The 19,189-nt window shown below is 64.9% G+C and carries 21 protein-coding genes; 10 read left to right on the forward strand and 11 right to left on the reverse strand.

Annotated features, from left to right (window positions below; genetic code table 11):
• Positions 1-4 precede the first annotated feature (4 nt).
• Both ccmA and BSG17_RS02980 read left to right on the forward strand, forming a co-directional pair.
• Entirely contained in the window at positions 5-736 is a 732-nt protein-coding gene (gene ccmA / locus BSG17_RS02975) for a heme ABC exporter ATP-binding protein CcmA (RefSeq protein ID WP_089820957.1), read from the forward strand.
• Positions 733-1,407 (forward strand): heme exporter protein CcmB, encoded by a 675-nt coding sequence (locus BSG17_RS02980; protein ID WP_089820958.1) that lies wholly within the window; start codon positions 733-735, stop codon positions 1,405-1,407. Before ccmA ends, BSG17_RS02980 begins: the two co-directional genes overlap by 4 nt.
• A gap of 274 nt (positions 1,408-1,681) precedes the next feature.
• Here the strand turns inward: BSG17_RS02980 and BSG17_RS02985 are convergent, their stop codons facing one another.
• From BSG17_RS02985 to BSG17_RS02995, 3 genes are read right to left on the reverse strand one after another with little or no spacing between them, the layout of a single operon-like run.
• Positions 1,682-2,884, reverse strand: coding sequence for a hypothetical protein (locus tag BSG17_RS02985; protein ID WP_089820959.1), 1,203 nt, complete (start codon positions 2,882-2,884; stop codon positions 1,682-1,684).
• A 5-nt stretch (positions 2,885-2,889) separates the two neighbouring features.
• Positions 2,890-5,289 carry a cytochrome c biogenesis protein CcsA gene (ccsA, locus tag BSG17_RS02990; RefSeq protein ID WP_089820960.1) on the reverse strand — a complete coding sequence of 800 codons (2,400 nt, stop codon included), beginning with the start codon at positions 5,287-5,289 and terminating at the stop codon, positions 2,890-2,892.
• Positions 5,286-5,756: a thioredoxin family protein gene (locus tag BSG17_RS02995; protein ID WP_170864694.1), complete on the reverse strand. Its 471-nt coding sequence runs from the start codon at positions 5,754-5,756 to the stop codon at positions 5,286-5,288. Before BSG17_RS02995 ends, ccsA begins: the two co-directional genes overlap by 4 nt.
• 304 nt (positions 5,757-6,060) lie before the next feature.
• On the opposite strand from BSG17_RS02995, the gene BSG17_RS03000 reads away from it, so the two are divergent.
• The 6 genes from BSG17_RS03000 to BSG17_RS03025 all read left to right on the forward strand — a co-directional run bounded on the left by BSG17_RS03000 (position 6,061) and on the right by BSG17_RS03025 (position 10,399).
• The gene (locus tag BSG17_RS03000; protein WP_089820961.1) at positions 6,061-6,339 is read left to right on the forward strand and encodes a hypothetical protein; all 279 of its coding nucleotides are present in this window, start codon (positions 6,061-6,063) and stop codon (positions 6,337-6,339) included.
• A 210-nt stretch (positions 6,340-6,549) separates the two neighbouring features.
• A complete protein-coding gene (locus tag BSG17_RS03005; RefSeq protein WP_089820962.1) occupies positions 6,550-7,359 on the forward strand; it encodes a YqcI/YcgG family protein in 810 nt (269 codons plus the stop codon).
• Positions 7,356-7,919 (forward strand): cysteine hydrolase family protein, encoded by a 564-nt coding sequence (locus tag BSG17_RS03010; protein WP_089820963.1) that lies wholly within the window; start codon positions 7,356-7,358, stop codon positions 7,917-7,919. Before BSG17_RS03005 ends, BSG17_RS03010 begins: the two co-directional genes overlap by 4 nt.
• Before the next feature lie 69 nt (positions 7,920-7,988).
• Complete coding sequence (locus tag BSG17_RS03015; RefSeq protein ID WP_089820964.1) at positions 7,989-8,372, forward strand: DUF7994 family protein; 384 nt, start codon at positions 7,989-7,991, stop codon at positions 8,370-8,372.
• A gap of 62 nt (positions 8,373-8,434) precedes the next feature.
• The gene (locus BSG17_RS03020; protein WP_089821030.1) at positions 8,435-9,478 is read left to right on the forward strand and encodes a class I SAM-dependent methyltransferase; all 1,044 of its coding nucleotides are present in this window, start codon (positions 8,435-8,437) and stop codon (positions 9,476-9,478) included.
• A 33-nt stretch (positions 9,479-9,511) separates the two neighbouring features.
• Entirely contained in the window at positions 9,512-10,399 is an 888-nt protein-coding gene (locus BSG17_RS03025; RefSeq protein ID WP_089820965.1) for an HFX_2341 family transcriptional regulator, read from the forward strand.
• Between the two features lie 40 nt (positions 10,400-10,439).
• On the opposite strand, the gene BSG17_RS03030 is transcribed toward BSG17_RS03025, so the two are convergent.
• The 3 genes from BSG17_RS03030 to BSG17_RS03040 all read right to left on the reverse strand — a co-directional run bounded on the left by BSG17_RS03030 (position 10,440) and on the right by BSG17_RS03040 (position 12,760).
• A complete protein-coding gene (locus BSG17_RS03030; RefSeq protein ID WP_089820966.1) occupies positions 10,440-11,507 on the reverse strand; it encodes a hypothetical protein in 1,068 nt (355 codons plus the stop codon).
• Positions 11,508-11,573: 66 nt separating this feature from the next.
• Positions 11,574-12,317 carry a DUF1405 domain-containing protein gene (locus BSG17_RS03035; protein WP_089820967.1) on the reverse strand — a complete coding sequence of 248 codons (744 nt, stop codon included), beginning with the start codon at positions 12,315-12,317 and terminating at the stop codon, positions 11,574-11,576.
• A gap of 50 nt (positions 12,318-12,367) precedes the next feature.
• Positions 12,368-12,760 carry a DUF5518 domain-containing protein gene (locus tag BSG17_RS03040; RefSeq protein ID WP_244531472.1) on the reverse strand — a complete coding sequence of 131 codons (393 nt, stop codon included), beginning with the start codon at positions 12,758-12,760 and terminating at the stop codon, positions 12,368-12,370.
• A 121-nt stretch (positions 12,761-12,881) separates the two neighbouring features.
• Here BSG17_RS03040 and pdxS point away from each other — a divergent pair, with 121 nt between their 5' ends.
• A complete protein-coding gene (pdxS, locus tag BSG17_RS03045) occupies positions 12,882-13,790 on the forward strand; it encodes a pyridoxal 5'-phosphate synthase lyase subunit PdxS (protein ID WP_089820968.1) in 909 nt (302 codons plus the stop codon).
• A 183-nt stretch (positions 13,791-13,973) separates the two neighbouring features.
• On the opposite strand, the gene BSG17_RS03050 is transcribed toward pdxS, so the two are convergent.
• From BSG17_RS03050 to BSG17_RS03065, 4 genes are all read right to left on the reverse strand, one after another.
• Complete coding sequence (locus tag BSG17_RS03050) at positions 13,974-14,429, reverse strand: universal stress protein (RefSeq protein WP_089820969.1); 456 nt, start codon at positions 14,427-14,429, stop codon at positions 13,974-13,976.
• 100 nt (positions 14,430-14,529) lie between these two features.
• Positions 14,530-15,411, reverse strand: a complete 882-nt coding sequence (locus BSG17_RS03055; protein ID WP_089820970.1) for a homoserine kinase — start codon at positions 15,409-15,411, stop codon at positions 14,530-14,532.
• A gap of 117 nt (positions 15,412-15,528) precedes the next feature.
• The gene (locus BSG17_RS03060) at positions 15,529-15,780 is read right to left on the reverse strand and encodes a DUF8006 family protein (RefSeq protein WP_089820971.1); all 252 of its coding nucleotides are present in this window, start codon (positions 15,778-15,780) and stop codon (positions 15,529-15,531) included.
• Positions 15,781-15,823: 43 nt separating this feature from the next.
• Entirely contained in the window at positions 15,824-16,054 is a 231-nt protein-coding gene (locus BSG17_RS03065) for a DUF7996 family protein (protein WP_089821032.1), read from the reverse strand.
• 110 nt (positions 16,055-16,164) lie between these two features.
• Here BSG17_RS03065 and BSG17_RS03070 point away from each other — a divergent pair, with 110 nt between their 5' ends.
• Complete coding sequence (locus BSG17_RS03070; protein WP_089820972.1) at positions 16,165-17,394, forward strand: GNAT family N-acetyltransferase; 1,230 nt, start codon at positions 16,165-16,167, stop codon at positions 17,392-17,394.
• A gap of 6 nt (positions 17,395-17,400) precedes the next feature.
• On the opposite strand, the gene BSG17_RS03075 is transcribed toward BSG17_RS03070, so the two are convergent.
• Positions 17,401-19,167 carry a DUF3604 domain-containing protein gene (locus BSG17_RS03075; RefSeq protein WP_089820973.1) on the reverse strand — a complete coding sequence of 589 codons (1,767 nt, stop codon included), beginning with the start codon at positions 19,165-19,167 and terminating at the stop codon, positions 17,401-17,403.
• Positions 19,168-19,189: the final 22 nt, after the last annotated feature.

The following is a 19,189-nucleotide window of genomic DNA, read 5'->3' on the forward strand; positions in this document are numbered from 1 at the left end:
TTGCATGGACCGAGACGAGCAGACAGCCGAGAGCCACTTTCTCGAGGTCAGACGTCTCCACAAGGATTTCGGACAGTTCACCGCGCTTGAGGACATCGAGTTCGCAGTCGACCGTGGAGAGGTGGTCGCCGTGTTGGGGCCTAACGGAGCCGGGAAGTCGACTCTGTTGCGACTCATTGCGACCCTCGTACGACCGACGTCGGGCAAAATTTCACTCGACGGCCATGACCTCACCCGTGATCCGACTCTTCGACAGCAGATCGGTGTTTGCGGGCACGAAACGATGCTCTACGACGAACTAACCGCTCGCGAGAACCTTCATCTGCACGCACGTCTTCACCGTGTCGCTGCGGTAGAGGAACGGAGTATGTCTTTGCTCGACGCCGTTGGCCTGCGATCGCGAGCGAGCGAGCGTCCGAGTCACTTCTCACACGGGCTCCGCAAGCGACTCTCGCTGGCGCGGGCGCTTCTACACGACCCGCAGGTGCTCCTCCTCGACGAACCGTACTCGGGGCTGGACAAACGGTCGTCGGAGCAGTTTGGACACATCCTCGAGTCGGTTACCGATCGAACGATACTACTTACGACCCACGATTTCGCCGTCGCGACACGACATGCGACGCGGGCACTCTTCCTCGATCGCGGCCGACTCTGTGGAGAGGTGACCCTCCGTGAGATCGACGACCCGAATGTCCTCGAACGGAAGTACGAGGCAGCGATCGAATACGCCCAATGAGAGCCTGGACAGCGCTCGTCGTCGAAATCGTACGGAAGGATCTGGTACTCGAGTTGCGAACCAAGCAGAGTCTCTTCTTTTCGGCTGTCTTCGCGATGCTTGTCACGGTTGTCTTCGCTTTTGCTTTCGAACGCGATCTCGGATCGAGTCGTACCGTCGGACGTGCAGCATTGTGGGTCGCATTTCTCTTCGCTGGTATCGTCCTCGTGACCCGAACCGCTACTGTCGAGACAACCGACGCTGCTCTGGAAGGACTCCTTTTAGCACCTACAGATCGGACTGCCCTCTTCGTTGGGAAGACGCTCGCCAACGCCCTCTTCCTCCTGTTGATCGAGGGCGCGACGCTCGTTTTCGTCTCCGTGTTCATCGGATTCTCACTCCCACCAGCAGCGTTCCCACTTGTAGGTGTGACGTTCGTCCTCACAGCGGTCGGCTTCGCCGCCGTCGGCACCCTTCTCTCACTGCTCGCAGTGCAATCGCGCTTGCCGGCGCTCACTCTCCCCATCCTGCTCGTTCCTGTCGTAGTTCCGGTTCTTCTAGGCGGTCTCGAACTGACCCGTGCTGCTTTGGGAGCAGCACCTGCCGAGTCGTGGCTCAAGCTGCTCCTCGCCTACGATGGAATTCTCTTGCTCGCTGGCATCGCCCTGTTCGAGCCGATCGTCGAAGGGTGACGGCCAGCACGTCACCGATAATATGCGGACATCGGCCGACACCGTACTCTTACCGTACCAGTGAGGTACGCAGGCACAAGCAAGCGTCTCCAACATCGGGCTGACGGCGACGTCGTAACGCTGAGAAACGACGTCTCTCGTCGGAGCCCACGCTAGCTGTCGTCTCCGCCTATCCGTCGCCGTCGCTGCAAGGGCCGAAGGAGGGGTAGGTCGGTGCAGCAGAGAATCTGCCACAGAAACGATCGGCGTCGGTTCCGAACGACGAGAGGTTCGCTCAGAGCGCTCGGTAGGCGAGAATGCCGCCCCCGACTGCACCGACGAGACCGACTAGCAGCGGGACAACCGGCGCATCGTCCAACGGGACGGTCCCGTCATCGTCTTCTATCTCTTCACCCGACTGCGAATCGGTCTGTGTAGTTCCGTTCGCCGGCAGTTCGACCGTGAACGTCTCGTTGTTCTCGGCGCTGCTGTTCATCACCAGAATCGGGACCGGCGAGTCTCCCCGTTCCAAGTTCTCCGAGTGTTCGACGTTCGCCAAGTCGTACCCCTGGAAACTCACCGCGAGGACGTCCGGGTCGTACTGAGGAGTCCGCTCGAGCGTCCGGTCCTCGATCGGGTACGCGACACCAACGCGGGATCGCTCACCCGGCGGAATCGTCGCGTTTATTTTCGCCGTCCGACCGTCTTGGTCGACCGGTACTCGCTTGCCCTGATACATGGCGCCGCTAGCGTTGACGCCCTCGGGGAGCTGCAGTTCGACCTGTCCGACGAACGGTCGATCGCCATCGTTCTGGAGCGACAGCGTCTCGACCGCAGTTGGACGACTTCCGTTTCGCGGCGCAACGAGTTGGACGACGTGACTGGCGGGCGTCCCACCCGAAGCGCTGAGGTTCGAAGTGTCGTTCGTCGGGTCGCTGGCGACGAGGCGGTACGAGTCACCCTCGGCGTCTGTCTTGATCGTGTGGTTGTACGGGACGCCGCCGATACCGTATCGGAGGTAGTACGTCGAGTTCGGCTTCAGCGGTCCAACGGAGAACGTCCCGTTCTCGCCGGTTCTATCCTCTGTGACGATGGGGCCGTAGGAACTGGCGATCTGGATGCGGGTCTCCTCCATCGCCGTTCCGTTCTCGGCGACGATCTGACCGGACACCTTGGACGACAGTGAAATATCGACGTCCGTGCTGTTGTCGACGAGCGCGTAGTGGGCGCTCTCGTTGTGGACCACACGGACGAAGTACAACGGAGCGTCCGGCACCTCGTCGACCGAGAAGGAGGTGCCTTCGACGGTCGTGTTGACGGGGTCGCCCGTGCGCCGGTAGTTCTGGTCGATGGGGGTGATGGTCACGCGGTCTCCGTCCGCCGTCCCGTTCGCGACTGTCACCGTCCCGGAGAGGGGTTCGGCGGCGACTGGGGCTGGGAGGGTCAGAACTGCGACGATACAGAACAGTGCGATCGTGGTTGCTTTGAGTTTGTGCATTGGTATCACTCTGAGGTGGTCGGTTCGAGGTCTGTACGACTTGCCGTTTCGTCTCGTCTACTCGTGGTCGCGATTCCGTACTGTGGGTCGTACGCCAAGATGAGGCTCATTCCGACGAGAAGCGTCACGACGCTTACTCTGATGGGCGTCATGAACGGGATCCGTTTGACCGTAATGGAGGCCTGACCGTCGCTGACACCGGCGATGACGTACGTGTCGACGATCGGACCCCGATCGATGATGACGTCGCGGACTTCCATGCCACTCTGCTTTAGGTACTCACGCTGGCCCGCAGTCCCCGTGACGACCTGCTGACTGTCACGATAGACTGCGAGATCGACTGTAGTCACCCGCACACGGGCGGGGTCGACGCTCGCAGGTGGATTCGCGGGCGTACCGACGTTGGTCGGACCGGTGAGCACGACCGCATCGGTCTGCGGGACGTAGTTCTGCATGACGACGCCGCGTGCAACGAGCGTCTGTCCCTCCTGCGGGGAGAACGAACTCACGTTCTCTCCCGTGACGCCCAGCCAGAGACCAGAGTTATCGAGTTGGACGACCGTCGCTCGGTTTCCGTTTCGGACGTTCGTCACCGTCCCGTGGACGGTGAGAACCGTCTCGTTCACCGCCTCACCGCGGGCGAGCACCTCGCTACTCGACTGGGCGTACGTCGACGGATCCGGGTTCTGAGGCAGTTCCCGTTGCTGCTGATCGAGGACACGAAGGGAGTAATCGGAGTCGGGAACGTCCACCGTCGACCCGGCGGTACCTCCTGCTGCACCCGCGATGACCGACGCTTGTGAGGCGAGCATGTAGGTGAACGGCAACGAGAAGAGAAGCACTGCGACGGAGACGTGAACGAGCGTGACGCCGACCTCCTTGCGACGAGCGTCGCTGTTCGTCGCTCGCGTGAACCGCGCGTATCCGCGTTTTGTCACCGTTATGAGGACGTACGCGACGGGAGGCACGATCGCGAGCGCACTCACCTGCGTCATCAGTTGGTAGATGAGGGCGTCACCGGAGCGGGCCGTTCCGAGCTGCCACGCAGACGAGGGAGCGATCGCGGCACCCACGAGCGTCGCGACGACGGTGATACCGAACGCGACGAGACTCCGACGTTTCCCCTCGACGTCGAAGTCCATGTACAACCCCAGCAAGAGTAGCGTCGCAATCACCACCGGAAAGCTCCAGAGGTTGTAGTACCGCGGTTCGACTGCCACTTCGATACCTGTTGTCGCGTTTCGAAGTAACGGGAACGTAAGTCCCCAGAGCGAAATAAAGGTGAGCAACCCGAACAGGAGCACTGCAGCGTGGAGGAGTGTCGACCGACTGAACGGAGGGATGTTCGAGTTATCGCTCTCGTCGTCTTGGACGCGCAGCCAATAGACAAACGGGAGCCCGACAGCCAAGCCCACCGTGAGCACCATCAAAACGAGGAGCGAGAAGCCGATACCACCGGACGTAAACGAGTGGACGCTACGGAAGACGTTACTACGGACGACCGACGTCGTGTAGACGACCTGTGCGAGGGTCGTCGCGGTCATCGCCGGTGCGAGGATGGTGTACCGTCTCCCGGGCTGGTAGTTCGTAACCGCGTGGAGCGTTCCCGTCAAAAAGAGCCACGGGATGAGGATCGCTGTCTCGACTGGGTCCCACGCCCAGAGCCCACCCCAGCCGAGGACAGTGTAGGACCAGAACGCACCGAGTGCGACCGCCGTCGTGAGAAAGAGCCACGAGACGCGGAGCCAACGAATGATACTCCCTTCCCACGCGTCGTAGATCCCTCCTTCACCACGTAGCGCCGACACGAAGTGTGTCACCCCGATCGCGAACGGCATCGTGAGCAACGCGTAGCTCACGAACATGACCGGCGGATGGATCGCCATGAACGGATCGACGAGAAGCGCGTTGAGCCCACTGCCCGTCTGCGGCGTCACACCGGCTGGAATATCGTCGACAGCCGACCACACTGAAGCGAACGGACTCTGATCGAACAGTAGCCCTGCGAGATACGTTACGAACCCAACGACAACTGCCTGAACGAGTTTGGTCGAACGGTCGTCGAAGCCACGGGTCGAGGCAACCCACAGTGAGATAACGCTCGCAATCGCTGCCCAGAGAAGAATTGACCCCTCATTCGCCGCATAGACGCCAGTCACGCGGTAGAGCAGCGGAAGGTAGTCCGCCGTATTCTGCCAGACGTACGCGTTCGTGTAGTCGGTGACGACAAACTGATACGTGAGGTAGGTGAGCGAGACGACGAGGGCGAGACTCGTCGTCGCGATTCCCCACTCGGCGTATCGAACGTATCGATCAGTTCCCCGCAGATAGTCTAGTAGTAACGCGACTGTCGTACCGGTACCGCTAACCAGCGCGATACCGAGGAGAGCTGTACCAGCGTTCATGATTCTGCTTGCCGTTGTGACCGTTCAAGATATGTTAGAAAGTCTTCTTTCGGGGCGTATCCCGGGAGTCTGGTGATCTGTTCACCGTCCGCCGTAACGGTGACATGCTGTGGCGGATAGCTCACGTCGTACTGCTGGCGCAGTTCCGTCGCAGCGGAACGATCACTGTCGAGATTAATCGCCAGCAGGACGAACTCGTCCAGTTCGTCTTGTACCGTTGAATCCGAGTATACCTTCTCGTTGTAATCTTCACAGTAGGTACACCAAGTCGTCCAGAAGTAGATCAAGACCGGCTTGTCCTCTGCAGCGGCCGTCTCCTGTACCGCTGTCACGTTCGTCTGCCACTTGGTTTCGCCATGATATGAGTACGATTGATCACTCTGTACCGGAGCAGCATTCATCGAGTAGTATCCCACGCTCAACACAAGAGCAAAGAAAGCAAGCGTGAGAATTTTCCGGGACTCCATTGAGGAATATTGCCATTCCATGGGCGTATAAATCTTGTCCATGAGGGTTTGAGAGACAAAAGGGTCGTTTGCAGAATTGGTATAGTATAGACATATCTCGCGTGTCGTACACGTAGGGTATGCACAACTGTCTGCACGACTCTGCCCGGCGCATATCAGCGACCGGCCGACCAACGGTGCTCGTTATTCATCCTATTTTTCCTTCAATTCTCGGGGATGAAACAAACCCACTCTCTCTGCAACCCCGCACAAAGATACCGGGAGATAGAAAACTTCATGACAATCATTCTCAGAGAAGTGAGTGGTGTCGCTTGACTCGATCGCGTTGAGTGCCTTCGCGCTGATATTACTGGGCATCGGATACGTGTTCGCGTTTCGCGTCGAGACCGCGATAGCGTTCCAACTGCGGTACGCAGAGGCGCTGAGTTCGATCCGTCCCTCGGAGAATCCCGAGTACTACGAGGAGACGTACGAGCACCGGAAAGGAGTGTTCCGGGTCGGTGGGACGGTCCTCCTCGTGGTCGGTGCCTTCCTGCTCGCGATGGTGGTGTACGGGACGCTTTTCGTCGAGTCGTTCCCGTAGTACTGTCTGCGCGTCCCCCTGTCAGCCGTTCCGGCGAGTCGAGATGCTCTCATGCTCACCGAAGCGTAGATCCGCTCCCCTGGGGCAGTATCGAACGCCGACTATCGTGCTGGACACGCCCTTTAGTTTCGGTACACCGACCGTGTCACCCTCCAACCATCCCGGCAGAGCCACCGAAACCTAAATCGCCGCGCAGTCCCGAGACGGCGTATGAACGAACCGGGGGTTCAGTCCCTGTTCGACCAAGAGACCGTGATGGCCCGGATCGAGTCCGGCGCGTTCCCCGACTGGGCGCGCGAACAGTTCGAGGCGTTCCACGCCTCGATGGTCGAAAAGCGGGGCGGCGAACCGTTCCCCTGTTACTTCGGTGTCGAGTCCGAACGCAACGGCGACGCGCTCTACACGTTCGTCGAGTCGACGACCCACCCCGACGCGCTGTTCGCACTCCGCGAGAACCTCGTCGAGTATCTCGACGTCTTCGAGGAGTTCAGCGACCGCTGCTCGCTCGTGACGTTCTTCAAACCGCCCGAGGAGGAGTTGTCCGAACGCGGCTATCACGAGCGGCTCTGGCACATCCTCCAGTTCCTCCACGTCCACGACCCCGAACCGTGGCCCGAGGACATCCCCACGGACCCCGACACCGAGTTCTGGGAGTTCTCTTTCGGCGGCGAGCCGATGTTCCCGACCTGTCGCGCCCCGTTCTACGAGGAACGGATGAGTCGATTCTGCCCGCTCGGCCTCGAAATAACTTTTCAGCCTCGCACGCTGTTCGAGGGGATCACCGCCGACACCGAAGCGGGCCAGCAGGCCCGCGAGACCATCCAGCAGCGCATCGAGGACTACGACGGCGTCTGCCCGCACGCCGACATCGGCGACTGGGGCGTCGAGGGTGACCGCGAGTGGCACCAGTACATGCTCTCGGCCGACGAGTCACAAGCGCCCGACGAGTGTCCCATCGAGATCAGCCGGGAGCATCCGAAGGCTCCCGTCCCCGAACGCTGGCGAGAGGGCCGGGCGTGACTCTCTCGATCCCCGCCGACACGGTGCTCCTCCTCGTCGACCTTCAGGTCGGGTTCGACGACCCGACGTGGGGTGAGCGCAACAACCCGAAACTGGAGTCTCGGCTCTCAGAACTGCTGGCCGCGTGGCGCGCCGCCGACCGCCCGGTCGTCCACGTCCGTCACGATTCGACCGAGGAGGACTCCCCGCTCCGAGGTGACAGCGAGGGGTTCGCGTTCAAGTCGGCGTTCGAACCGCGCGACGGCGAGGCGGAGTTCGTCAAGCGCGTCAACGGTGCGTTCGTCGGGACCGACCTCGAAGCGTCCCTCCGTGAGGGCGGCAACGAGACGCTCGTGATCGCGGGACTCACGACCGACCACTGCGTGTCGACGACGACGCGGATGGCCGACAATCTGGGGTTCTCACCGCTCCTCGTCGCCGACGGGACGGCGACGTTCGACCGCGAGGGTCCCGACGGGAGACGGTACACGGCCGAGGAGCTGCACCGGACGGCGTTGACGCATCTCCACGGCGAGTTCGCCGAGATCGTCTCGAGTCGAGACGTCGTCGACGCGCTCTGAGTCGCTTAAAGCGCTCAAAGCACTCAAAGCGCCCAAAGAGCTACCACCGTTCCCGCCGACGGAGGACGCATGCGCCGCCTGCTGGTCCTCCTGGGCGTCGGACTGCTCGCCTTCGCCGCCCTCCTCTCGACGGTCACCGGCGTTCCGTCGCATCCGACGACGTGGCTCTGGATCGGGTCGCTGACACTCGCCGGGACGCTGCTGTTCGTCGCCGGACTCCGTGACTCGCTCGCCGTCGGTTCCGCGACCGTCCGATGGAACGTCCTCGTCGGCGTCGGTCAGCTACTCTTGGCGCTCTCGACGTTCGTCACGACCGTCGACGACGTCCTGATCGGGGGGTCCATTTCGCCGGTCGGAATCGTCGCGGGCGTCGTCGGCGCGGCGATACTCGCGTTCTTCGGCGTCGACTACGTCCGCGGCGGCGTCTACATGCGACTCCCGACCGCCGAGTGACGCCGTCCACGGGTCGACCCGCGCTGCTACAGCCTGATATGCTCGGCCGACGTACTCGTCTCGTGCCCGTCGTACCCAACGCCCTCGAGCGGTTGATCCTGCTTCGACTGAACAGAGCCCCCGGTCCGGTGCTCGATCTGGTCGGCGGCGCGGCCGAACGAGCCGTCGGCCTCGCGCTCGAACTCGACCTGTTCGCGGCCCTCGAGTCGGGGCCGACGAGCCTCGCCGACCTCGCGACGCGACTCGACTGCGCGCCCGAGGGACTCGAACCGCTCTGTGACTTCCTCGTCGCGCTGGGCTATCTCGTCCGAGAGGACGGGCGCTACGCGAACACCGAGATGACGGCGGCGTGGTTGCTCGACGCCGACGGCGTCGGCCCGTGGCTGGCGTTCTGGAACGACGTCGTCTTCCCGTTCTGGGAGGCGCAGGCGGTGACGGCGGTCAGGGAGGGCGCGCCGCGACAGACGCTGTACGAGTGGCTCGACGACCATCCCGACCGCTGGCGACTCGCTCACGAGGGGTTCCGTGCGGCGGCGAGCGTCCTCGCGCCGACGGTCGTCGAGAGACTGGACGTCGCCGGCGACGCTCGCGTGCTCGACGTCGGCGGCGGTCACGGCCTGTACGCGGCGACGATCGCCGAGCGCCACCCGACCGTTCAGGTCGAGGTGTTCGACACGGAACCGGCCCGCGAGGTGGCGCTGGAGACCGCTCGCGAGCGGGGCGTCGAAGCCCGCGTCTCCTTCGTCGCCGGCGACTACACGACCGACTCGCTCGGCGAGGGCTACGACGCCGCCCTGCTGTTCAACGTCGTTCACGCCCACGACGGTCCCGAGAGCGTCGCGCTGTTCGAGCGCGTGCGCGAGGCGCTCGCGCCCGACGGACGGCTGTACGTGCTCGATCAGTTCGACGGCACCGCCCGGACGGCGTTGTCTCGGGCGACCGTCGGGTTCGTGGGACTCACCTACCTCGTCACGCTCGGCCAGCGAGCGCACGACGTGAGCGACGTGAGCACGTGGCTCGCCGAGGCCGGGTTCGAGGTGCAGGACCGACGGTCGTTTCTCACCGCGCCGGGCGTCTCGCTCGTGGTCGCGACGCCCGCGAACTGAACCCTTTTGCCCGGGTCTTGCGAATCGCCGCGCATGCAGACACACATCGTCCCGGTCGGCTTCGACTACGACCGGCTCATCGCGCCGCTGATCCGCGATCAGTTGGACGTCGACCGCGTCATCCTCCTCGAGGGCGCGGTCGGCAGCGAGGCGAACGTCGAGTACTCCCGGAACCTCTCGAAGAAGTTGGAGAAGGACTTCGCCAACCTCCTCGGGGCGGAGACCGAGCGGGTCGTGCTCGCGGACGTCTACGACTACGACGCCGCCTTCGAGCAGGCGTACGACCTGATCAACGCCGAACTCGACGCCGGCAGCGAGGTGTGGGTCAACGTCAGCGCGATGCCCCGTCCCGTCTCCTTCGCCTTCGCGACGGCCGCCCACTCGATCACGCTCGAACGACAGGAGGACCGCGACCGCATCCACACCTACTACACGGCTCCCGAGAAGTATCTGGAGACCGAGTTGGCCGAGGAGCTCCGCGAGACGAGAGAGCTCCTCCGCACCGTCCGCGACGACGACGTCGAGGACGACCGGGTGACGGACCGACTCGCCAGCATCTCCGACCTGCTCGAGGAGTTCGACGAGCGCGGGACCACCATCGGCGCGAAACAGATCGGCGACAACCACATCGTCGAACTGCCGGTCGCCTCCTTCGCGAACGTCAAACCGTTCGAGGAGGTCATCCTCTTCCAGCTCGGCGACCACGGCGAGTTCGCCTCGGTCTCCGAGTTGGCCGAGGCGCTCGCCCGCGAACTCAACGAGGAGTACACCGACAGTTTCCGCTCGAAGGTCATCTACAACGTCGACCGACTCGGCCCCGGTGGCAAGGGGTACATCGAACAGGAGGAACACGGCAAGTCCTACCGGACGCGACTCTCGCGTATCGGCGAACTGTGGGTTCGAGCGCACGCCGACGACTGAGCGAGCGGGAGGGGTAACTGGGCGGTGAAGCGGGGAGAGCTCAGAACCCGAGTCCGTCCGGACTCCGCGACGGCGACAGCGGACTCGTGGGCGCGTCGTCGGGGACCTCGGGGTCGTTGTAGACGCCGGGGGCGACGTCGTTCGGCCCGTCGGCGTAGAACAGCGAGGCGAGCGCCTGGATCTGGTCGCGACCGACGCCGAGTTCGAACTGGCCGCCGCCGTACAGCGAGATGCCGTTCTCGGCGGCGTAGTCGAGCGTGTCGAACAGGGACTCGACCGTGCCGAATCGAGAGGGTTTGACGTTGAGCCACTCCGGTTCGAACGGGAGCGACTCGACGCTCTCGACGCCCGTGATGGGGTAGTCCCACGAGATGCGGTCGGCGTTGTCTTCGACCAGCGGGTCCGTCGCCGCTGACTGGCCGGGGTCCTCGACGACGGCGTCCGGGAAGTTCTCGAACACCAGTTCGTACAGCGCCGGGTCCGGCGCCTGATCGACCTCGGTTCCCTCGTACCGGCCCTTCAGATCGAGGATGCGGACCGCGCTCGTCTCCGCTAAGTCGGCGACGACGTCCTCGGTCCACTCGGCGGTCGGGTCGAGTTTCAGCTCCGTCTCCGGATACCGCCCGAGCAGTGCGTCGACGCGCTCTGTGGTCGGCGGGTCGCCGAGGCGGGTGCTGACGACGAACCGCACCGGGTCGTAGTTGCGGTCGACGACGTCGCCGAGGTTCGTCCCCGCCTGTCGGAGTGCGAGGTCCAGCCCCGCGGACTCGACGGCCCAGCGCCGGTAGTGGCGAGCGGTGTCGCGTTCCGGCTCTCTCGCCGGAAAGAGGTCGACGTCGTCCAGCGCGGCCGAGAACTCGGCGAACGTGTACTCGCCGGGGGCTACCTGCCCGTCGTCGTTGCCGACGAGCGCCGGCGCATCGGCGAGGGCGTCGTGGTCCTCCGTGTCGTAGGTGACGTCCTCGCCACGGCCGGTCTCGTCACCGCCGGAGAGCGCGTAGACGGTCGTCGCGCGGGTGAACCCGCTCGAGGTGTCGCGCTCGGTGCGGGTGCGGTCGCTCGACTCGACGGCGAGCGTGAGGTCGGAGACTGTCTCGAAGAGAGTCACGCCAGGAGGTTCGGCGGGGGGCGGATTAAGCCTGAGGTGCGACCGAGCGCGTCAAGCGCGCAGCGACTACTCGCCCATCCGGGATTCGAGCTTCTTCACGCGCGTCGACAGCGTCCAGAACGTCGCCGTGAGCGTCAGCACGACCGCGCCGGCGGCGGCGTACTCGTGGGCGGGCGAGGGGTGCGTGTAGAACCCCGTCGTCGCGTCGAGCAGCTGTGGCGGTAGCAAGGTGTGGTGCGGCGTCCCGACGAGGGGGACGAAGTAGTCGACGACGTCGTTCAGCCCGTACCACAGGATGGCCACCGCGACGGCCTTCACCGGGAAGTCGGAGTAGCGGTGAATGAGAAACGCCTCGACGACCATCGCGAGGTGACTCCCGAACAGGAAGGCGTACATCGGCCAGCCGACGCCGATGAAGCCGTCGAAGAACAGCGCGAGCACGTACGGCGTCCAGAAGCCGAGCTTCCAGCAGCCGAAGAACGCCAGCGCGTTGACGTACTCGTTGGACCGACCGAGCTTCCAGAGAGCCAGCGAGAGGGCGATGAAGAACGTCGCGACGGGGCTATCGGGGACGAACGGCCACATGACGAGCGGTTCGTTCGCGAACTGGAGATTGACGAGCGGCGTCGACAGCGGGATCGGCTGGAGGCCGTAGTACCAGAACCCGAAGGCGGTGCCGACGACGTTGATGGCGACGACCAGCCACGCGAGGTTCAATCCGACGTCCTCCAACCAGCGCGGCAGCGGGGCGAGCCACCGCGGCAGGTCGGCGGGGTCGGGAAGCCCCCCACGCCCGTCAGTCACAGACATGACGGACTCGAAGGCAGGTGTTTACAAAGTGATAACGATAGCAGCGGCGATCAACGGACGCGGTCTTCGGCGAGGTACGCCCCGAGATAGCCCCCGAGTGCGCCGAGCGCGACGGTGTAGACGCTGGCGACGAGGAAGACCACAAGCCCGAGGACGAGCCCGCCGAACGCGACGCCGAGGGGGTCGACTCCCGGCGGAACGATCGTGAACAGCGCGACGCCGAGGAACACGACTACCACGACGGGAACCGCCGCGAGGACACCCGAGAGGGCACCGACCTTCACGCCCTGTTCGCGGGTGCCGCGCTGGAGATAGCCGGCGACACTGCCGCCGAGAATGGGCGAGAACGGGACGAACGCGAGGACGACGGTGGCGACTGCGCCGAGCAGCGCGTTGGTGAACGTCTTACCGGCGCGTGGGCTGGACTGTGTAACTGTGGACACGAGAATCACTCGACAGTACCTCGCGTTCTGAGGAGATAACTACCACCGTGAGACGACCGTGCGTGGCTCGTGACAACACGGGAAAGATACCCGTTAAGTGGGTCCGGTCAAACGCACAAGTATGCCCGAAGAAACCGACCTCGAAGAACTCAAGCGCGGAACGGACCTCGTGAAGCGTGGGTTCGCACAGATGCAGAAGGGCGGCGTCATCATGGACGTCGTCACGCGCGAACAGGCTCGAATCGCCGAGGACGCCGGCGCGGTCGCCGTCATGTCGCTGGAGGCAGTCCCGGCCGACATCCGCAAGCGCGGCGGGGTCGCCCGGATGGCCGACCCCGCGTCCGTCGAGGAGATTATCGACGAAGTCTCCATCCCAGTGATGGGGAAGGCCCGCATCGGCCACCACACCGAGGCGCAGATCCTCGAATCAGTCGGCGTCGACATGATCGACGAGTCAGAGGTGCTCACGCCCGCCGACGACGAGTACCACATCGACAAACGCGAGTTCACCTCGCCGTTCGTCTGCGGTGCACGCAACCTGCAGGAGGCGCTCCGCCGCATCGACGAGGGCGCGGCGATGATTCGGACCAAGGGCGAAGCAGGGACGGGCGACGTCAACCAGGCGGTCACCCACCAGCGCGCCATCAAGGGCGCGATCCGCCAACTGGAGGGGATGAGCTACGAGGAACGGAAGAAGTGGGCCCGCGAGCACGAGGCCCCCGCCGACCTCGTCCACGAGACGGCCGAGATGGGCCGACTCCCGGTCGTCAACTTCGCGGCCGGCGGCATCGCCACGCCCGCGGACGCGGCGCTGATGATGCATCACGGCTGTGACGGCATCTTCGTCGGTTCGGGCATCTTCGGTGCCGAGGACCCTGTCTCGATGGGCAACGCCATCGTCGAGGCGGTCAACAACTGGGACGACCCCGAGACGCTCGCGGAGATCGCCGCCAACATCGGCAAGGGGATGAAGGGGCAGTCGAACAGCGAGATGACCGACGACGAGAAACTGCAGGGCCGCGGGGTCTAAAACCGACCTTTTTTTCACGGGTCCCCGGCCACCTTCGGTGGCCTCGAACCCCGCCAAAAAAACCTCGATGAAAAAGCCGCGAGATTCGGGCCTTCGGCCCTCACTCGCGGTACAACGCTCTCGTACGCTTTCCGTTACCGCGATCACGACAGCACCGTTCCCGCGACAGCAACAACAGAAAACCTACTCCTCGTCGCCGAGCAACACCGTCACCGGGCCGTCGAAGGTGAGGAGCACCTGTTGAGTCAGATCGCCGAACAGCGCCTTCCCGGTCGGTGAGCGGCGACGGCCGGCGATGAACAGGTGATCACAGCCGTGTGCGTCGGCGACGTCGAGGATACTGTCGACCTCGCGACCGAACACGGCCTCCGTGTGGTAGTCGACGTCGAGCCCGTCGAACGTCTCCGAGGCCGTCCGCTCCAGTTTGCGGGTGACCGACTCCTCGGCCTGTTCGATGGTGTAGACGAGATCCGAGGACCCGATGCTCGCGACGGCGTCGTGGGTGTCTTCGTACTCCTCGGTCGGCGTCACCGAGAGCAACACCAGTTCGGCACCGCTGCCGGCGGCGAGTTCGCCGGCCTCGCGGAGGATGCGGTCGTTGTGGGCGGAGTCGGTGACGACGACGAGTGCGCGGTTCATACTTTCGATTCGACACGTGGGGTGATGAAGATTCTCGGATAACTGTCATCTCGGCGCACGCGAGCCAGTGTCAGGCTGCCGTCGACGCGTCGTCGGCGTCTCAGTAGTCGAGAACTTCCGCGCCCTTGCCGATTCGGGTCTGGTACGCCCGCGAGTCGACGCCGGCGTCGGCGAACGCGTCGACCATCGCACTGGCGATCTCCCGGCGGTTCCGAGAGTGGCAGGCGGCGAGCACGCCCGGTCCGGCCCCGCTGACTGTGACGCCGGTAGCGCCGGCGTCGAACGCCGCCTGGCGGACCTCCTCGTAGCCGGTGATCAGTTCGGCCCGGGCGGGTGTGACGACTCTGTCGTACATCCCCTGGCCGACGAGGTCGGGACTGTTACGACACATCCCGGTGGCGAGCGTGGCCGCCTGTCCGACCGTATGAACCACGTCGTCCAGTGACGCCTCCGAGGGGATCACGCGGCGGGCGTCGCGCGTCGACACCGCGATCTCGGGGAGGCAAGCGACCAGCGGGATCGACGCCCGGACCGTCGTCACGTCGTCGCCGGCGGCGATGGTGAACCCGCCGAGGATAGAGGGAGCGACGTTGTCGACGTGGGGTTCACCCGAGACGACGGCTTCGCCCTCGCCTGCGATGGGGACGAGCTCCTTCCGAGTGAGTCCGCGGTCGTACAGCTGGTTGAGGCCGACGGCGACGGCGGCGGCGCTCGCCGCCGACGACCCCAGCCCCGAGGCGGGACGGATCCCCTTGTCGATCTTGATGTGCGCCGGGGCGTCGAGCGCTTCGACGACGGCACCGACCGTGTTCTTCTTCGGGTCTTCCGGGATGAACTGACTGCCCGCACCCGTCACCTCGATAGTCGTCCGCGAGGCTTTCTCGACGCTGACGACGTCCGCCGGACGGTCGAGGGCCACCCCGAAGACGTCGAAACCGCTGCCCAAGTTCGCACTCGTCGCTGGGGCCCTCACCGTAATCATGCCTCTCGATTTCTGAGGTCGGAAGAAAAAGGTAGCGGAGACGCCGTTCGAGACGGAGCTGAGAGCCGCGAGAACGGGACCGAGTCGACGACCCCGTTTCGGGGGAGACGCTGCCGATCAGTCGCGTGCGGTCACGTAGACCAGCGGCCCGACGACGAGGAGCGCCAGCCCCAAGAACAGGTAGTGCGGCTTCGCGAGGGACTGCGGCGTGAGCATGAAGATGACACCGAACAGGACCGTGTTGATGCCGAGGATCTTCTGTGATTTCAGAGGCAGCGCCGCGAGGGTCGTTAGGATGAATCCCAGCAGCAGTGCCTGCCCGACGTTGTAGTTGAGCAGGAAACTGTCGATGAGCTGTAGCGGCAGCATTCTTGCTCGTAACTCACCGCGAATCCTGCATTAAAGTTCCGTTCTACCGTCCGCCGGGTCCGGTGAGATCCATCTTTCGGAGCCAACCGTACCAGAGGACGAACACCATCCCCGCGTAGCCCAAGACGAACACGAACGAACCGAACGTCGGGTAGCCGGCGTTGCCGAGGAACCACCGCGCCAGTCCGGAGCCGGCGACCCCGACGAACAGGATCGCCAGGATGAGAACTCTGTCGCCGGACAGCAGCCCGCTACTCTCAGTCACGTCGCTCATGGCTTCCTCTCCGGACCGAATCGCCGTGAATCCCTCGGTTCGGCTCTCCGGTGTGTCCCGGTGTGACACGCGACCCGGAAGGCTTTGGTCGGGGCTGTCGATGCGAGCGCATGGACTATCGGCCCATCCCCGAGGACCACGACGAGGCGGTCCACCGACTCCTTAGTTACGCCTTCCAACCGGAGAGGGGTCCCGACCCCGACGACGAGGACCACGAGCGACCCGAGGAGTACCACCGGCGCGGACTGTACGACGTCGACCCGGACACGCCGACTGACGACCCAGACACGCCGACCGCCGACGATCTCGTCGTGACGTGTGGCTACTACGACTTCACCGCGCGGATCCGCGACGAGTTTCACCCCGTCGGCGGCGTCTCGGCGGTCGCCTCGCCGCCCGAGTCGCGTCGACGGGGGTACGTCGCCGACCTGCTCGCGAACCTCCACCGCGAGTTCCGCGAGGAGGAGATCGGGTTCGCCGTCCTCTGGCCGTTCGAGTACGCCTTCTACCGGCGGTTCGGCTACGCCATGACGAACACGTCGGTCACGACGTCGGTGCCACCCGCGGAGCTCGGCGACGTCGTCCCCGACCCGGCCGGGACGTTCCGCCGTCTCGACGCCGGCGACTACGCCGAACTGGACACGGTCCACCGTGCGTGGGCGACCGAGGCGCTCGGCCTCCGCCGCACCGAGGGCTGGTGGCGCTACCGCACGTTCCAGGGGTGGCGAAAGGACCCGTACGTCTACGGCTGGGCGGACAGGACGGGGACGCTGCGCGGCTACCTCTGCTACACCGTCGACGAGGACGGCGACGACAAACGCATGGACGTCTCCGAACTCGCCGCCGTCGACGACGAGGCCCGCGGCCACCTGCTGCGGTTCTGTCGCGACCACGACTCGCAGGTCGACACGGTCCGACTCCGCGGGAAGGCGGGCGAGACGCGACTGCTGCAGACGCTCTCGGACCCCCGCGCTGTGGACGTCGAGGTCCGACCGGGACCGATGGCCCGCATCGTCGACCTCGAGACTGTCGTCGACGCGCTCTCGTTCCCGGACGACGCGACCGGATCGGTCGCGCTCGCCGTCCGCGACGACCACTGCGACTGGAACGACGGAACGTTCGAGCTGACCGTCGGGAGCGACGGTGCGACCTGCCTCCGGAGCGACGCGGACGCCGACGCGACTCTCGACATCGGCGCGCTCTCGCAGTTGGCTCTCGGGTCGCTGTCGGTCGACGAGTTGGAACGAAACGGCGACCTGACCGTCGAGTCCGCGGCGGCCCGTGAGACGCTCGCGGCGCTCTTCCCGACCGAGGCGGTCTACCTCCGCGAAGGGTTCTGACCCCTTTCACCGCTCTTCGACCCAGACCGGCCCGGCCCACGCCATCCCACCGTCGGTCTGCGTCACCCGGACGTAGTAGACGTCGGCGTCGGTCCCCCGCCTCTCGTCCCACACCATCCCCGTCACCGGGTCGTCGTCGGTCAGCGACGCCGTACAGACGTAGTCGGAGAGCGGTTCGTCGGTGTCGGCGTCGACGCTACCGAGATGGTCGACCGCGAACGCCTCGACCACTCCGTCGTCGACTCCGCCGTCGGCCTCCCCGTCGCTCGTCCTCGTCGCCGCCGCCTCCGCCTGCTCGCCTGCGAGCGCCCACACCTCGTTGTTCTTGACGACGGCGACGCGTGCCAGCGGTGCCGTCCCGGCGACGGCGACCTCGACGGCTCGCTCGGTGTCGTCGCCGTCGACGACGACGGTGCTGTCTGCCTCGCCGAACCGCGTCCCGTCGACGGCGAAGTCGACGACGATGCGGTGCGGTTGGGTCGTCCCGTAGACCCGCCGGTCGGCGAGCGCGTCGAAGGTGGCTTCGCGGGTGAGCTCGGGCGCGTAGAAGGCGGTGAGTCCGCCGGGGTAGCTCTGTTCGTCCCAGACGCGCCAGACGTTCGCCCAGCCGATCCCGTCTTCGCGCCACTCGGCGAGGCTCGGGAGATGGGGTCTGGTATGGATGAGCGAGTGACCCGGGTGCGGCCCGTGGTAGTCCGCCGAGGCGACCATCCCCACGCGGTAGCCGAGTTCGAGGGCGTCCTGTACGTAGTGTCCCGCCTCGTCGATCTCGCCCTGCCCCATCGCCAGCGGATACCGGTTGCCGTCGCGTCCGGGTCGCTCGCTGCTGCCCCACTGGGAGTAGACTTCGACCAGCGGCGCGAGGTCGTCGTCGTAGTCGGCCGCCGAGAAATCGAACGGATACATTTTCTCGGCTGGGTGGTGGGGGATCGTCAGCGCCCGCCCCTCGCTCTCGTCGTTCCACTCGCGGAGGCGTCGCCAGAGCTTCTCGTAGGTGTCGGTGTCGGTCGTCAGCGAGTCGAACAGTTCGGCCTCGGCGACGCCGTCGAAGTAGACGTTGACGTGGCCGCCGCGGTTCGGCTGTTTCGTCCACTCGTAGGCCATCAGCGTGACGAACTCTTCGGGGTCGTGGAACTCCTCGGCCACTGCCTTCAACCGGTCGAAGTACTCGCGGTGCATCCGCTCGCGCTGCCACGACGGCGGGATGAAGAACCCCATCGTGTCGTGGTCGGTGTAGGCGACGACGTCGAGCGCCATCACGTCGCGGCCGAACCGCATCCCCTTCGCTACGCTCCCAGTACCGTCCGAGAGCCGTGAGTGCAGGTGGATGTCGCCCCAGTAGAGCCGCCGGTCGGGTTCGGCGTCGGTCACCCGGACGGGGTTGCTGACGAACCGCGCGCCAGACTCGTCGTGAGTGAGAAGCAGATACTGGATCCCCGTCGACCCGAACGCGACGTCGCCGCGTTTCGCAACGCCGCCGTCCTGCGGGTCGAACCGGATGGAGTCGGAGTGGACCGCCTCGGGGTCCGTCGAGTCGAGGCTGAAACGCCCACGGAAGTCGTCGACGAGGCGTTCGCACTCGTCCCACGCCTGGACGGTCAACTCGACGGACTCGTCGGTCACCGCGTTCGACGGGAGAACGGCGTGGACACGGTCGAACGTCTGCGTTCGACTGTCGAGCAACGTCCGGAGAGACGGTGCGTTCCGGACGAAGACGCCGACACTCTCTTTGGCTTTGAACAGCGGCCCGTCGGCGGCGACGCCGGAGAACATTGTTGTCGAGACCGTCGTCCGC

It is taken from the genome of Halogranum amylolyticum (genome assembly GCF_900110465.1).
Lineage (GTDB): Archaea > Halobacteriota > Halobacteria > Halobacteriales > Haloferacaceae > Halogranum > Halogranum amylolyticum.

Excerpts from the sequence above, each read along its gene's own strand:
- BSG17_RS03005 (WP_089820962.1), top strand. The coding sequence starts at position 6,550 with ATGAACGAACCGGGGGTTCAGTCCCTGTTCGACCAAGAGACCGTGATG.
- BSG17_RS03050 (WP_089820969.1), bottom strand. The coding sequence starts at position 14,429 with ATGAACCGCGCACTCGTCGTCGTCACCGACTCCGCCCACAACGACCGC.
- BSG17_RS03060 (WP_089820971.1), bottom strand. The coding sequence starts at position 15,780 with ATGCTGCCGCTACAGCTCATCGACAGTTTCCTGCTCAACTACAACGTC.
- BSG17_RS03070 (WP_089820972.1), top strand. The coding sequence starts at position 16,165 with ATGGACTATCGGCCCATCCCCGAGGACCACGACGAGGCGGTCCACCGA.
- BSG17_RS02980 (WP_089820958.1), top strand. The coding sequence starts at position 733 with ATGAGAGCCTGGACAGCGCTCGTCGTCGAAATCGTACGGAAGGATCTG.
- BSG17_RS03035 (WP_089820967.1), bottom strand. The coding sequence starts at position 12,317 with ATGTCTGTGACTGACGGGCGTGGGGGGCTTCCCGACCCCGCCGACCTG.
- BSG17_RS03075 (WP_089820973.1), bottom strand. The coding sequence starts at position 19,167 with ATGTTCTCCGGCGTCGCCGCCGACGGGCCGCTGTTCAAAGCCAAAGAG.
- BSG17_RS03065 (WP_089821032.1), bottom strand. The coding sequence starts at position 16,054 with ATGAGCGACGTGACTGAGAGTAGCGGGCTGCTGTCCGGCGACAGAGTT.
- ccmA (WP_089820957.1), top strand. The coding sequence starts at position 5 with ATGGACCGAGACGAGCAGACAGCCGAGAGCCACTTTCTCGAGGTCAGA.
- ccsA (WP_089820960.1), bottom strand. The coding sequence starts at position 5,289 with ATGAACGCTGGTACAGCTCTCCTCGGTATCGCGCTGGTTAGCGGTACC.
- pdxS (WP_089820968.1), top strand. The coding sequence starts at position 12,882 with ATGCCCGAAGAAACCGACCTCGAAGAACTCAAGCGCGGAACGGACCTC.
- BSG17_RS02995 (WP_170864694.1), bottom strand. The coding sequence starts at position 5,756 with ATGGAGTCCCGGAAAATTCTCACGCTTGCTTTCTTTGCTCTTGTGTTG.
- BSG17_RS03055 (WP_089820970.1), bottom strand. The coding sequence starts at position 15,411 with ATGATTACGGTGAGGGCCCCAGCGACGAGTGCGAACTTGGGCAGCGGT.
- BSG17_RS02985 (WP_089820959.1), bottom strand. The coding sequence starts at position 2,884 with ATGCACAAACTCAAAGCAACCACGATCGCACTGTTCTGTATCGTCGCA.
- BSG17_RS03025 (WP_089820965.1), top strand. The coding sequence starts at position 9,512 with ATGCAGACACACATCGTCCCGGTCGGCTTCGACTACGACCGGCTCATC.
- BSG17_RS03015 (WP_089820964.1), top strand. The coding sequence starts at position 7,989 with ATGCGCCGCCTGCTGGTCCTCCTGGGCGTCGGACTGCTCGCCTTCGCC.